We start from the raw sequence: 14,411 nt of genomic DNA, 5'->3' as shown, positions 1-14,411 counted from the left end.
GGAAACATTTCTCTAATCCATAATATCTCGAATCCAAGTCTTCAAGATAGCTTTTGTTTTTTATCAGTCCAGAAGTATAAAAAAGCCAGCTTGAAAAAAACTACATAAAAAGTGGGTGATTATTTGAGGAAGCTAGTGCTTTTTATACTTATTGTATTTACCATATTCTCAACGTTACCCATCCAGTTTGCAGAAGCATACAGTGATCAAAGTCACGGATGGGGATATAGTAAAAGTAAAAATCATCAGCCTCCATATACTGGTGGATATGGTGATTTGTTAAGAAAATATGGAGGATATTATATTGACGCTACAGATGAAAAAGTTGTGTATTTAACGTTTGATAACGGTTATGAACAAGGGTACACAGGCCAAATTTTAGACGTATTGAAGGAAAAACAAGTCCCTGCTACCTTTTTTGTGACAGGGCATTACGTCAACAGCGCATCTGATTTAGTTAAACGTATGGTCAAGGAAGGGCATATTGTAGGGAACCATTCCTGGAGTCATCCTGATTTCTCAAAAATGAGCAAGGAACGAATTGCTAAAGAGCTGTCCAAAGTGGAGAAAGCAGTAGCAGAAATTACGGATCAAGATTCGATGATGTATTTACGTCCACCAAGAGGGACTTTTAGCGAAAGAAGCTTAGCTACAACAGAAGAATTAGGGTATATCACCATGTTTTGGTCTTTGGCATTTGTAGACTGGCATACGAACCAACAAAAAGGTTGGGAATATGCTTATAGAAGTGTCATAAATCAAATCCACCCTGGGGCAGTGATGTTGTTACACACTGTTTCTGAAGATAATGCTGAAGCATTGGAGCATATGATTGAGGAACTCCAAAAACAGGGCTATCAATTCAAAAGTCTTGATCACCTTGTCATGAAGCAAATACTGCCACAACCGATTTCGGAACATTTTGGATTGTGAAGCATAGAAAAGTCCTGGTTTGGATAGCCAGGACTTTTATTTCTGAAGAATTACTGTACTACATGCATAAGGGATGTGAAACGTATCTTCCTCTGTTGAGTTGAGCAAGAATGCTCGTATTTCATCCATGATTCTAGACTTTATATAGTTGCTTGCATCACTCGTATGTTGTAGAACGGTATTCGTCCAGCTCTTTAAAGTGAACTCTATATTGCAGGTTGAGCTCCATTCATCAATAAAGGTGAATCCAGCTTTCGCCCATTCTTCTGACCATTTCGGAGGAAAAGAGATAGCCTGTTCATCTGATGAGTGTGAATAGGTCGTTAGTGGAAGCTGTCCGTACATGGATAACAATTCATTTGTAAGATAAACAACACCTTCATGGTCAAGACGGCAGTTCGCATCAAGAATAAGTAAGTATCCCTTTGGCTTTAAGACCCTGTCTACTTCACTTAGGACTTTATTTCGGTCTAAGTGTTCCCATTGATTACAGGCATAAACGATATCGAAGCTATCTTTTTCAAATGGAAGGTACTCTGGGTTTCCTTTTAAATAATAGGCTTCAGGATTTTGTTTTTGAGCAATGCTTATCTCTTGAGGTGAACAATGAATACCTTTCACATCAGCTTGTAAGTGCTGAAAGGCTTGAGTTACAAAACCATGCCCGCAACCAAGCTCTAGCATGTATGCGTTTTCAATGTAAATGCCTCGTATGTTAAGTTCATCGCAGAAATCTCTCATTTGATGAGATTTGTTTTTCGTGGAGGTCCCGTTTGGTTCCTGGTCTATTCTATATTGAGTGTGGCTCACATTAACCACTCCTAACTAAATGTGATCATGATCAAGGAGTTATTCTACTTTCTAGACAAAATTATTTTTTACAGTAAGTAAACATATAAGATGAAGTTTTTTTCGCACCTATCTATTAAATGAATCTCGATTATGTTTTGTCTAATTCTATTAGGGGCGAAAAGCTCTTACACTTTTTCTTTTAGTAGAATCCTTGCACGTGTAATTCCGGCACGTCTTAATATATTAAAATTACTATACAGCCCTATAAATTGCAAAAAAATTCTGATTATACATGTTGCTTGCGGTAGTACTTACATGAATATGAAGTGTTGCCAATGACTATTCTTCGGTATGTTGTTTCTAGTTCCCTAATATAGGGAAAACATAAACTTGATTCCCAAGCGTCGGTATATAAACGTTATATGCAAAGCGATTGCTCGTAGTGAATGCAAGAACAGAAGGAGGATGTATAATTGGTACCACAGCAAGTAGAATCCTTACTAACAGAATATACAGAGCAACTGAACAACCTTTTAAATGACGCAATTAAAGGTGTCTATTTATATGGTTCATTAGCTTTAGATGCTTTTGAAGAAGGAAATAGTGACATTGATTTTATTACAATATTAAATAGACATTTGTCAGTGGAAGAAGAGGAAAAGTTACAACAGCTACATGTCACATTAAAGAACGACTACTCGTTTGGAGATGAAATGGACGGCGTGTATATGTTGAATAGCCAAATTGGAAAATACAATGAAGAACTAGAAGCATACCTGTATTGTGAAGAAGGAGAAATCAAGAAAGGGCATTGGGATATTAACGCGGTTACGTGGTGGGTACTCGAACATCATGGGGTTAGGATCACTGGCCCGGACATTAAAGAACTGCCCCTTGAAACTTCATGGAACGATGTGAAGAAAACGTTACGCTACAATACGGAACACTATTGGCCAAATAAAAAATTAATCCAACTACTTGGTGATGAAGATGCTTTGTTTGCAATTGAAACCAATGCTCGAATATTTTGCACCCTAGATCAGGAGCGAATTGTTCCTAAGACAGAGGCGTTATCGCTATTGAAAGAGAAGATTGGAACGGAATGGGACACGATTCTTCTAGAGGGATTTCATTTGAGAGAAAATCATCAGGACCAAGCTTCATCTTATTACTCTTCTCCCTTAATGAGAGCACAGGTGATTATGAATTTCATGGAGTATATACGAGAAGAATGTCGATCTTATTATCAACTAGCATAAATCTTGGTTAAGGTATATGAAGGAGGAATGCATGGTGTGGTCTGAGGAAGTGACAGCCAATAGTTTTTATGATTTTGATTATACGTTATTACGTTTTAGTCTTGATCCGTTAAGTAAATTGGACAGGGAGGAACGTTGGGTTGATGTGCCAGTTCAATTAGGGGAAGAAAAGCACGTCGTTCGAGTGCAGGCGCTAGGAAAAACGAGTGAACCTCTTTTTCAGATATCCAGTGAATCAGTTGAACAGAAGGATAACCTGTTACAGCATATAAAAGCACTTTTTCAATGGGACCGTGATTTGGAAAAGGTTCATGAGCATTTTCTAGATACGAACTTGGATCAACTGTTTAACGCCCATCCCGGAACTCCTATTGTGAAGGATTTTCACCTATATGACTGTTTGATGAAGGTCATCATTCATCAGCAACTCAATATGAAGTTCGCATACACTCTTAGTACTCGTTTCGTTCAAAACTATGGGGAAAAGAAAGACGGAGTATGGTTTTATCCATCACCTAAAACAGTTGCGCAAATACCGTACGAAGAATTAAGGGAATTGCAATTTAGTCAGCGAAAAGCGGAGTATGTGATTGATACTTCTCGTTTGATTGTAGATGGCGAGTTAGACCTACATGAATTAGCTCAACAGCCAGATGAGGACGTGATGAAGCGTCTAAAAAAAGTTCGTGGCGTAGGCCCGTGGACAGTAGAAAATTGGCTAATGTTTGGTGTAGGAAGAGAAAACCTGTTACCAAAAGCGGATATAGGGATCCAAAACGCTTTGAAATATTACTTCCAAAAAGAAAAGAAGCCTTCTCAAGAAGAAATAGCGGAGATGAGCCAGGGTTGGGAGCCTTATCAAAGTTATGCATCATTAACATTGTGGAGAAGTATAGAGGGATAGTTTTAGTACAACCAAGTCCAATTTCGGGCTTGGTTGTTTTTTTTGTCGTCTAGGAAATTATATAATTCAATGCTTGTATATAACTGAAAAAGTGATGCGGCCACGTCCAGCTCCAGCGCCCAGCGACTAGCAAACTTCCTGCACCTCCTTACGATAAGTCAACATCGGATCGCTGTCGCTCTCCGTGTTTCCTTTATCTCATACGGATTCAAGGGAAGTTCGATTAAAATCGCTACGTCACGTAGCAACATCGAACCAACCCACGTCGTGTGGGCAGCAGTTTGTACGTCGCTACCCGGGCGCTTGCGCTTTTGTTCCTTTCGTATCTTTTTAGTTCTGCAAAAAAATCTATAACTTATTATCATGATTTTGTTTTGTCCCACATACATTTTCTTGTATGAACATGAATTGGACACATCGTAAAAGTACGTCCATTTTTCTACATAACACCTAGTCATGTGCTGAAACGGAGTAGTTTCAAGGATGAGTTCAATAGGTGGGAATTGTTAGGTGAGTAAGGAAGAGGCTGATTGCTATCGTACTTCCTGTCATCGGCAAGTCTAATTCGTATAAGGAGGAGCAGGAAATGAAAATATTATTTGTAGCTTCAGAATGTGTTCCATTTAGTAAAACAGGTGGATTAGCAGATGTGATTGGGTCATTGCCAGTTTCGTTACAGGAACAAGGACTTGATGTAAGAGTGATTGTGCCGAAATATAAATCGATTCCTGATTATTGGAAGGAGCAAATGAAAGAGAAGGTTGCCGTTGATGTTTCACTTGGTTGGCGAAACCAATACTGTGGTGTGGAAGAGTTAGAAATCGATGGTGTCCACTACTATTTTATTGATAATGAGTTTTACTTCGGTAGAGATTATATATATGGTCAAGGGAATGACTATGACGAAGCAGAACGCTTTGCCTTTTTCTCAAAAGCTGTCCTTGAGATTTTACCAGAGCTTGATTTTCAACCAGATATGTTGCATACCCATGATTGGCAAACTGCGTTAACAAGCTTATATTTACGTACGTATTATGCAGACAATCCGTATTATCAAAATATGAAAACCATCTTAACGATTCATAATTTAAAATATCAAGGCATTTTCCCTGCTGATGTTCTTGGGGATCTACTAGAATTAGACGAAGCGTACTTTACATCAGAGCAGCTTGAGTTCTATGGACAGGTGAACTTTATGAAGGCTGGACTTCTTTATGCTGATTATCTAACGACAGTAAGTGACACGTATGCACAGGAAATCCAACAGCCTGAGTATGGTGAAGGTTTAGATGGCGTGCTCCAACATTGTTCAAGTAAGTTAATCGGCATACCTAATGGAATAGATTATCGTGCTTATAATCCTTATCAAGACGAACATCTTCACACAAAACGAGGCGTGTATGATTGGAAATCGGAAAACAAGCGTGCTGTTCAAGAGCGTTTTGGACTTCCAAAATTAGAAGTTCCTATGCTAGCGATGGTTACGCGTTTGGTCGAACAAAAAGGAATTGACTTGTTGACCCATGTCATTGAAGACCTTCTAGAAGAGGATATTCAAGTGGTGATTGTAGGGGAAGGGGAAGAGTATTATGAGCAAGTATTAGGAGATATTGCAGCATATTTTCCTGAAAAAATGGCGTTTCAACCTTCTTTTGATGAAGCGTTGTCTCATCAAATATATGCAGCGGCTGATTTATTGCTCATGCCGTCAAAATATGAACCATGTGGTGTGAGCCAGTTGATTGCTCTTCAATATGAGACAGTGCCAGTGGTGCGAGAAACTGGTGGACTAAAGGATACTATTCAATCCTACGATGAACGCACAGGGGATGGGAATGGATTTAGCTTTGAACATTATAATGCAGATGACATGCTGCATACGATTCGCAGAGCATTAGCGTGTTATGAGGATCCATTCGTTTGGTGGAGAATCAATCAAAATATTAGAAAATGTGATGTGAGTTGGACGCAGTCTTCTTTGCGATACAAAGCTCTTTATGAACGTGTTTGTGAAGTCTCTGAGGCGGTGGTGCTGTAGTGTTTCAGCATAAAAACTCCTTTAAAGAAGCCTTTTTGGAGCGTTTGGTCAACATTCATGGTAAGGGTGTGGAAGAGACGACGCTTGCTGATAAATATGTGACATTAGGTTCCATGGTAAGGGAGTATGTAAGTCGGAACTGGATTGCTACAAACGATCAGTACCGTGAGAATGGAGATAAGCAGGTTTACTATTTGTCGTTGGAATTTTTGCTAGGGAAGTTGTTGAAAAGCAATTTAATGAACCTCGGAATTCGAGATGTTTGTGAGGAAGGGTTTGCTGATTTAGGTATTGATCTTGAGGAAGTAGAAGCTCAAGAGCCAGATGCCGGACTAGGGAATGGTGGTCTTGGCCGTCTGGCTGCATGTTTCCTAGATTCCATGGCTTCCCTTCATTTGCCAGGGCATGGTTGTGGTATTCGCTACAAATATGGTTTGTTTGAACAAAAGATTATTGATGGGTATCAAGTAGAAATCCCAGATTATTGGCTCAGAGAAGGGAACGTCTGGGAAGTTAGAAAGTCAGATAAAACAGTAGAGGTTCGATTTTGGGGGGAAGTGCAATCTAGAGAAGAAGATGGGATGATCCACTTCGACCATGTGAATTATGAGCCGGTTTTGGCTGTGCCATATGACGTTCCTGTTGTTGGCTATCATAATCACACAGTGAATTCGTTACGCCTCTGGAGTGCTGAATCAGCTATAAAAGATTTTGACTTTGGACACTTGAACCATAAGCATTATCACAAAATGATTGAGTATAAGCGAGCTACAGAAGCTATTTCTGAATTTCTTTATCCTGATGATTCAACCCTTGAAGGAAAACAGCTTCGCCTCAAGCAACAATATTTTCTCGTGTCAGCCAGCCTCCAGAGTATTCTTTGTCGATTTAAGCGTATGCACCCTAGGATCAAGGATTTACCAAAGAAAATTGCCTTACACATAAATGACACCCACCCAGTATTAGCCGTCCCTGAACTAATGAGGTTATTAATGGATCAGGAAGGGTTGAGCTGGGATGAAGCATGGTCCATTACGACCGAGACCATCTCTTACACGAATCACACTATTTTAGCCGAGGCTCTGGAACGATGGCCGATTGATATTATGAAACCTTTGTTACCTCGAATTTTTATGATTATAGAAGAAATCAATGAACGGTTTTGTCGAGGTTTATGGGATGAGTACCCTGGAGAATGGGATAGAATTCGAGGGATGGCTATACTTGCCGATGGATACGTAAATATGGCCAACCTAGCTATTGTAGGAAGTTACAGTGTAAACGGCGTTTCTGAATTGCATAGTACCATCTTAAAGCAGGATTTAATGAGTAACTTTTATGAGCGTGAACCTCATAAATTTAACAATAAGACAAATGGCATTACACATCGAAGGTGGCTTATGCAAGCGAATCCTGGTTTGACGGACGTCATCAAAGATACAATTGGTACGTCTTGGATTGAAAATCCGTCCGACCTTATCCAACTGGTTCCATATGCAGATGATTCAAGCCTGCACGAGCAATTAGAGCTCGTAAAAAGGCAGTCGAAAGTAAAACTTGCGAACGTCATCCAACGCGATTATGACATTCATGTAGATCCAGATTCGATATTCGATGTTCACATTAAACGCATGCACGCCTATAAGCGTCAATTGCTTAATGTTTTTCACATTATGGATTTATATCGTCGTTTGAAGGAAAATCCAAATGCTTCCATTACGCCTCGAACCTTTATTTTTGGTGGAAAAGCAGCTCCTAGCTATCATCTTGCGAAAAGTATTGTGAAGCTCATTCATACAATTGCGGATGTTATTAACCATGATACGTCGATAAGGGATCAGATTAAGGTTGTTTTTATTCGAAATTATGGAGTATCGGACGCAGAGCTTATTATTCCAGCAGCAGATATTAGTGAGCAAATCTCAACTGCAAGTAAGGAAGCATCCGGAACGGGGAACATGAAGTTTATGATGAATGGGGCTATCACGATTGGCACAAACGATGGAGCCAATATTGAAATGGCCGAAGCGGTAGGAATGGACAATATTTTCTTATTTGGCTTAAAGCCTGACGAAGTTCTAGATTATTATGAACATGGCGGATACCACGCTCGAGATCTCTATAATCGCGATCCCAGAATTAAAACGATTCTCGACCAAATGGTGAATGGAACCTTTGTAAAAGAAGACGTAGACTTTAAATCCATCTATTACAGCTTAATCGATTACGATGAATACTTTGTGTTGAAGGACTTTGCCTCCTACATCGAAGCTCAAGCAGCCATAGCTAAATGCTATAAGAACAAAACCGAATGGCTAACGAAGAGTGTCTATAACATAGCTAATTCAGGTATATTTTCAAGTGACCGTACGATTCGAGAGTATGCAAATGGCATATGGAATTTGAAGCAGGTGTTGATTAAGTAAAAAACGAGCCCCGATGTTAAGACATCCGGGCTCGTTTGGTTTTTATACGTAAAGAAAGTATAAATTTCTGACGCTTACGTGTCTAGCTCCAGCGCCCAGCGACTAGTGTGCTTCCCTCACCTCCGTCCGATAAGTCAACATCGAATCACTTCGTTCTTCGTGTTTCCTTTATCTCCTGCGGTTCAGTCCAGCCCATACGTCGCTAGCAGGGCGCTTGCGCTTTTCTTAATTCGATACAGTGAAGGATTTGGAGATTGGTGTTTCCATCTTGCCGCCAGTGCTTGATACGATGCCTTCAATGTAAAGGGTGTAATTCATTCCAGTTTCTAAGTCATTGTTAGGATTGATGGTAAGAGACTTACCGTCATCGCTTAGTGTAACTACTGAACGAATCCCTACACCATTTTCGTTTACGATATATACGTTCTTTTCGTTCACAGAGCCAGTGTTCAGCTTCGTATTGAAGTTAATAGTCCACGTTTTATTTGGTTCCACTGTATCAGAGTTGTCTGTCCAATCAGTGAAGTTCGTTTGTTTCATATCCATGGAACGTAGATTGGAAGATGAGATGTAACCGCTGATACCATTTGGGCCTTTCACTTTGTATTTGATAAAGTGATTGTTTTTGTTCGTATCTTTAAAATATGGGCCATCTACGATTTCTAGTTTAGTGTGATATCCTAGCATATCTCTGGTGCCAGAACTATCTTTGCTATCTCTAATATAACCAAAGTTAATTCCTTGTGCAGAGTTCATTACATAAACCTCGTCACCTTGTTGGAACATTTGAGTAGATATCGTGTTACCGTTCTCCCATGTTTGGGAAGTTAGTTCATCAAACTTTAACTTACCATCATCATATCCAAAAAAGCCTTCTGGAAATGTTGGCATAGGGAAGACGCTAACTCTACTTTCATTAGCAATTATATCATACACTTCTTCCTGATAGGTTAATTCTTGCTTCTGAGGGTCGTTTGTTCCAGATGCGCCGTGATAAGCCATCAAAGGGAAGTACCAATGCTCAAGCATCATTCGATTCGAGTCATTTATAGATGGAATGTTTTGTCCCATAAGATTCCATTTTTGGTTTAATATTTTGGCACCTATTCTTATGTTGTATTCAGTGTCTGTTTTAAGCTTTTCTTCATCTACATCCATATTAGGATTGGTAATTTGCATGATGCCAGTTCCACCATCGTCTTCTCGAATAAAAGGCTCCCCATCTTTAAATTGCATCATTTGACTTTCTCTTTCAGCCACCGCTTTCAAAATCTCCGGTGGAATCCCTTCCTCTAATGCAATTTCTGTTAACATTTCTCTCTTTTTGTCCATCGATAACTCTTTGTATGTTTCTTCTGCAGCACCAACACTTGGGATTATGCTAAAGGTGACTAGCATAGCCGTAAGTATCGTGGTTATCCACTTTCCCATGTAATCTCCTCCCTTTCTATTAATCTTCTTCTATTATTTTCCTACTCTAGTATAAATGGTCTGGGGTTATTCGTACAAGAAAAGAGAAGTAGTGAAGGCAGAATAGATATGTTTTTCTATCAAGTGAAAAGGTAACATATGAAGAAATAGAGAATACTACATTACCGAGGAAATAAAGGAAGGGGAATAAGTGATGACTGCCTTTTCAGATCAAGTAACCATAGCAAAGCCTAAAGAAGAAGTATTTACGTTTCTGACTAGCTTCGATAACGCGACGACCATTATGCCGAACGTTGTAAAAAATGAAATTCTCACAGAAGGACCCTTTGGAGTTGGTACAAGATTTAAAGAAACTCGATTGATAAGGGGCAGAGAAGCTTCTTCAGAGATTGAAGTTACAGAATATGAACCAAATGAAAAGTTCTCCGTGCGTAGTGAGCTTGAAGGACTGGCGACACTCTATCATTACAAATTAAAGTCAACAGAAACGGGTGGTACAGAAGTTACCTTTGAATGTGAAATCAACGCTTCTTCCTTAAAGATGAAGCTAATTAAACCATTATTTAAACGAATTATGAAAAAGGAAGATGGCGATCATGTTAGACGGATGAAGGAAGCGATGGAAGAAGAAAATAGTGAAAAAAGTTAACAACATTGTACTAGAATAATAGGGGTGAAATGTGCAGGAATTTTCGCACATTTCACCCTTTTATTTTGCGGTCCACCAGGAAATTATAAAATTCAATGCTTGTGTATAACTAAAAAAAGTGAAGTGGCCACGTCCAGCTCCAGCGCCCAGCGACTAGCAAACTTCCTGCTCCTCCTTACGATAAGTCAACATCGAATCGCTACCGCTCTTCGTGTTTCCTTTATCTCATGCGGAGCCGTCCAGTTTGTACGTCGCTAGACGGGCGCTTGCGCTTTTGTTCTACGGAATCAACGAAATATTTTGACATCGAAAAAAGTTTGTAAAAAAGGTGTTGAGGCTGTTTACATAGAACAATAAGCCCTCTATAATTTCAGATTGTACTACAATTTTGGTCGACAATATGAAAACATTTTCAGAAAAGGAAGATGCCTATGTTCAAAAATATCCTCTCATTCATCGTAATTAATCTAGGGGTTTTTTGTGTGGCTGCCAATGTCCACTTTTTCCTATCCCCGAACAGTTTAGCGACAGGAGGCGTCAGTGGTTTATCCATTGTGTTAAATGATGTATTCCCTGATATGTCCCTTGGTCTAGTCATGTTAATTTTAAATGTTATCTGCTTCTTGCTAGGTTTCATTTTCATTGGCTTTAAATTTGGATCAAAAACGATCTATACAAGCTTTGCGGTTTCTTTTATGGTATGGGCGTTAGAAAAATTCGCTCCAATGGACCAACCGTTAAGCGATGATATTTTAATCCAGCTAATTATTGGACAAGCTATTGCAGCAGCTGGTATTGCGATGGTCTTCCATCAAGGTGCTTCTACCGGTGGGACAGACATCATTGCAATGATCCTAAACAAATATCTTTCCATTGATATGGGGAAAGCGGTCTTGTTTTCTGATATCGCTATTGCAGCTTCGTCCATTTTCGTATTCGGACCTCAAATTGGTCTTTATGCATTCTTTGGTGTCATTTTAAATGGTATTGTAATTGATTATGCACTGCAGCAATTTGATGATAATAAAGAGATTGTTATTATTAGCCGGGAAAGCGAAATGGTTCGTGAGTTCATCGTTCATGAACTTGGCAAAGGGGCAACGATTCATTCAGCCAAAGGCGCTTTTAACTATGACTCGAAAGAAGTAATTACTACGATACTGAAGCGTAAAGATTTCATTCGATTGAAACGATATATTAGTGAAGTGGATCATACAGCATTTGTCACGGTGCATACAATGAATGAAATCATTGGACAAAACTTCAAACGCCTAGCTTAGCTTTGTTCAAGCGTTTTCAGATATGCTATGATAAGTAAAATGAATGTTGAATAAAGGATGAAGACACCATCATGAGTGATAAAAAATCGATGATTGATCATGTGTATCAATCCGTGAAGGAAGCTATTTTGTTTCGCAGAATAGCTCCTGGTACGCAGCTTATTGAGAAGACAATCTCTGAGCAGTTGAACGTATCACGCACCCCCATTCGTCATGCTGTAAAAAAGCTAGAACAAGAAGGGCTCGTGACGGTAATCCCAAATCGAGGCGCATTTGTTGTGCAGCCGACCCTTGAGGAAATCCATCAAGCATTTTTTATGCGTAAGGAACTTGAGTCCATGGCAGGTCGAATGGCTATTACGACAATTACGAATGAAGACATTACAGAAATGAAGCAATTAATTCAAAAAGAGAAGGAAACCTATGAAAACAACAATATTATGGACTATATCCATGTAAACAAAGCCTTTCATATGTTCCTTGCTGAGAAGAGTGGCAATGCATTTCTTGTAGATTATATGGAACGAATTTTAGATCAAATTAACGTTTATCTCATGCTATATGATGTCTTTTATGATGTGAACATGATGCAAAGTAAACGATTCGTTGAACATGAGCACATCGTCGAAGCCTTAGATAAACAAGATATCGATCGATTGCTTCATTTAATTGACCGCCACATGCACGAAAGCCTAGATTACATGCGAATTGAAAAACCAACCTATCAATCATTACAAAGCATATTCGAAGCCTGATTCTGTTGAATGCCTCATGCATTTTATGGAATCAGGTTTTTTGTTTGGTTTGGGGAATGGGTCGTGCGGAATGAAGTGAGTTGCCAGGTCGAAGTAGCGGATACCGAAAGTGAAGAGACGGATAAGGGAGAGGAAGAAGCGGATACCAAAGCCAAAACGAATGTTAAGTAACGAATACCCAATACAGTCAAACACTAAGGAAAGAAAATCCATTCACATAAGGATTCTGTAAAGGAAAACGCTTCAATATTAAAAATCAGTAACACGCTATACAAAATGTAAGCAATCTTATTGACCGGTTAAAAAACCGCTAGTAGAATGGCGTCGGAATTTTAGAGAAGTCGTGTGCTTTGGCCATATACAAGGGAAGAAAGGAGGGGAATCGTCATGCTTTATAGAGTAACGATATACCTTCTTGGAATGCTAGTAAATTTCTTTGGAGTAGCATTATTGATTAAAGCTACTCTTGGAGCTGGATTTTGGACAGCACTGTTTGCGGGACTTTCTGATAGTCTTGGCTATACAGTAGGTTTTTGGTATGCAGTCGCACAGTTGATTTTGATTTTTGCCAATGCTTGGCTCATGAAACAACCACCTGAAGTTAGAGCAATTATTCCATTAATTTTAGAGAGTCTTATTTTAGACTTCTGGGTGGAAATTGTGTTTGGGCAAGTAGATTTATCAATGGCGCCATTGGCGTTGCAGCTTACTTTCCTTGTAGTAGGAATTACCATGAGTGCGATGGGAGTAGGGATGTACATTTTACCTCAGTTCCCACGTGCACCAGTGGATCAATTTTTCCTTGCCATTGCTGGGCGATTCCGTATGAGCATGCGAGTAAGCCAAACGCTGGTCGCTATTACGACCTCAACCTCAGCTTTCTTGATTGGAGGTCCAGTTGGTTTAGGAACGTTACTAGGTGTGTTGTTTGCAGGACCAATCATACAGCAATGGTACACGTTCACTTACCCTTTCTATTACCAATTTCATCCTCATTACAAAGAGCGATTTGAGTTGGTGTATTAAAAATTTCAAAACGATTTATAAGCCAGAATAAGTCAGTAATGCGAATGTATTCGTTTGCTTAAAATTTACCAAAAAAACATTTTGAGCACACGTATTGACCACTGCTGTAGTGGGATATAGAATGGATTTTGCTAAAGAAGACATGTCGTTATTTAGCCCGGGTTCAACAAATCTTCTAAGAAAGGAGGAGATCGTGATGTTGTACAGAATTACGGTTTACCTTCTTGGTATGTTTACGAATTTTTTTGGTGTAGCTTTAATTATTAACGCCACCTTAGGAGCAGGTTTTTGGACCTCTTTCTTTATAGGGCTATCAGATAAATTAGGCTATACTGTAGGTTTCTGGTATGGAATTACTCAATTTATCATTATATTTGTGAATGGTTGGCTCGTGAAGCAAGCGCCTGAATATAGAGCAATCATTCCAGTATTACTTGAAAGTGTTATATTAGACTTCTGGTTGGAGATTGTATTTGCTCGCATAGACCTTACCACTGCACCATTCTTGTTCCAAGTTGGAACACTATTAGCAGGTGTCATTATCGTAGGTCTTGGTGTTGCAGTTTACATCCTACCTCAGTTCCCACGCGCTCCGGTTGACCAATTGTTCTTAGCTGTAAGCCATCGCTTTAGCTTAAGTCTAAGAATGGGGCAAACCCTAGTGGCAGCTATTATGGCAAGTGCTGCTTTCGTTATTGGCGGCCCTGTCGGTTTAGGCACGCTAGCAGGTATCCTATTCCTTGGTCCAGCTATTCAATACTGGTACACAAGAGCATATCCTATGTACTATCGTTTCCATCCTCAATATCAGGATGAAACCGAAATCGTATATTAATTACTCATGAGAGGTTGTTTGTTTTTTTGAAAAAGTAAAAAAATGAGCAGCCTCAATGTTTAATAAATAACAATACGCGGTAA

The 14,411-nt window shown here is 39.4% G+C and carries 12 protein-coding genes; 10 read left to right on the top strand and 2 right to left on the bottom strand.

Going from position 1 to position 14,411, the window contains the following annotated elements; all coding sequences use genetic code 11:
• Nucleotides 1–123 precede the first annotated feature (123 nt).
• The gene (gene pdaA, locus N782_RS10995) at nt 124–933 is read left to right on the top strand and encodes a delta-lactam-biosynthetic de-N-acetylase (RefSeq protein WP_036819561.1); all 810 of its coding nucleotides are present in this window, start codon (nt 124–126) and stop codon (nt 931–933) included.
• Nucleotides 934–969: 36 nt separating this feature from the next.
• Here pdaA and N782_RS20740 read toward each other — a convergent pair whose 3' ends face one another.
• A complete protein-coding gene (locus tag N782_RS20740) occupies nt 970–1,743 on the bottom strand; it encodes a class I SAM-dependent methyltransferase (protein ID WP_052111302.1) in 774 nt (257 codons plus the stop codon).
• 455 nt (nt 1,744–2,198) lie between these two features.
• Between N782_RS20740 and N782_RS10985 the strand changes: the two genes are divergently transcribed.
• From N782_RS10985 to N782_RS10970, 4 genes are all read left to right on the top strand, one after another.
• Nucleotides 2,199–2,984: a nucleotidyltransferase domain-containing protein gene (locus tag N782_RS10985; protein WP_036819559.1), complete on the top strand. Its 786-nt coding sequence runs from the start codon at nt 2,199–2,201 to the stop codon at nt 2,982–2,984.
• A 34-nt stretch (nt 2,985–3,018) separates the two neighbouring features.
• Nucleotides 3,019–3,888 carry a DNA-3-methyladenine glycosylase family protein gene (locus tag N782_RS10980; protein ID WP_036819577.1) on the top strand — a complete coding sequence of 290 codons (870 nt, stop codon included), beginning with the start codon at nt 3,019–3,021 and terminating at the stop codon, nt 3,886–3,888.
• 586 nt (nt 3,889–4,474) lie between these two features.
• A complete protein-coding gene (glgA, locus tag N782_RS10975) occupies nt 4,475–5,926 on the top strand; it encodes a glycogen synthase GlgA (RefSeq protein ID WP_036819557.1) in 1,452 nt (483 codons plus the stop codon).
• Nucleotides 5,926–8,352, top strand: a complete 2,427-nt coding sequence (locus tag N782_RS10970) for a glycogen/starch/alpha-glucan phosphorylase (RefSeq protein WP_036819552.1) — start codon at nt 5,926–5,928, stop codon at nt 8,350–8,352. The genes glgA and N782_RS10970 overlap by 1 nt, the downstream gene beginning before the upstream one ends.
• Nucleotides 8,353–8,577: 225 nt before the next feature.
• On the opposite strand, the gene N782_RS10965 is transcribed toward N782_RS10970, so the two are convergent.
• On the bottom strand, nt 8,578–9,783 hold the full coding sequence (locus N782_RS10965; RefSeq protein WP_036819548.1) for an Ig-like domain-containing protein: 1,206 nt from the start codon (nt 9,781–9,783) through the stop codon (nt 8,578–8,580).
• Between the two features lie 193 nt (nt 9,784–9,976).
• On the opposite strand from N782_RS10965, the gene N782_RS10960 reads away from it, so the two are divergent.
• From N782_RS10960 to N782_RS10940, 5 genes are all read left to right on the top strand, one after another.
• On the top strand, nt 9,977–10,432 hold the full coding sequence (locus tag N782_RS10960; protein ID WP_036819545.1) for an SRPBCC family protein: 456 nt from the start codon (nt 9,977–9,979) through the stop codon (nt 10,430–10,432).
• Nucleotides 10,433–10,863: 431 nt separating this feature from the next.
• The gene (locus N782_RS10955; RefSeq protein WP_036819540.1) at nt 10,864–11,712 is read left to right on the top strand and encodes a YitT family protein; all 849 of its coding nucleotides are present in this window, start codon (nt 10,864–10,866) and stop codon (nt 11,710–11,712) included.
• Between the two features lie 71 nt (nt 11,713–11,783).
• Nucleotides 11,784–12,467: a GntR family transcriptional regulator gene (locus tag N782_RS10950; protein WP_052111301.1), complete on the top strand. Its 684-nt coding sequence runs from the start codon at nt 11,784–11,786 to the stop codon at nt 12,465–12,467.
• Nucleotides 12,468–12,854: 387 nt separating this feature from the next.
• On the top strand, nt 12,855–13,493 hold the full coding sequence (locus tag N782_RS10945; protein ID WP_036819537.1) for a YczE/YyaS/YitT family protein: 639 nt from the start codon (nt 12,855–12,857) through the stop codon (nt 13,491–13,493).
• Between the two features lie 196 nt (nt 13,494–13,689).
• On the top strand, nt 13,690–14,328 hold the full coding sequence (locus N782_RS10940) for a YczE/YyaS/YitT family protein (protein ID WP_036819535.1): 639 nt from the start codon (nt 13,690–13,692) through the stop codon (nt 14,326–14,328).
• Nucleotides 14,329–14,411 lie beyond the last annotated feature (83 nt).

Origin of the sequence: Pontibacillus yanchengensis Y32 (assembly GCF_000770635.1) — a bacterium.
Taxonomy (GTDB): Bacteria; Bacillota; Bacilli; order Bacillales; family BH030062; genus Pontibacillus; species Pontibacillus yanchengensis.
This window is presented reverse-complemented; position numbering and strand designations above follow the sequence as displayed.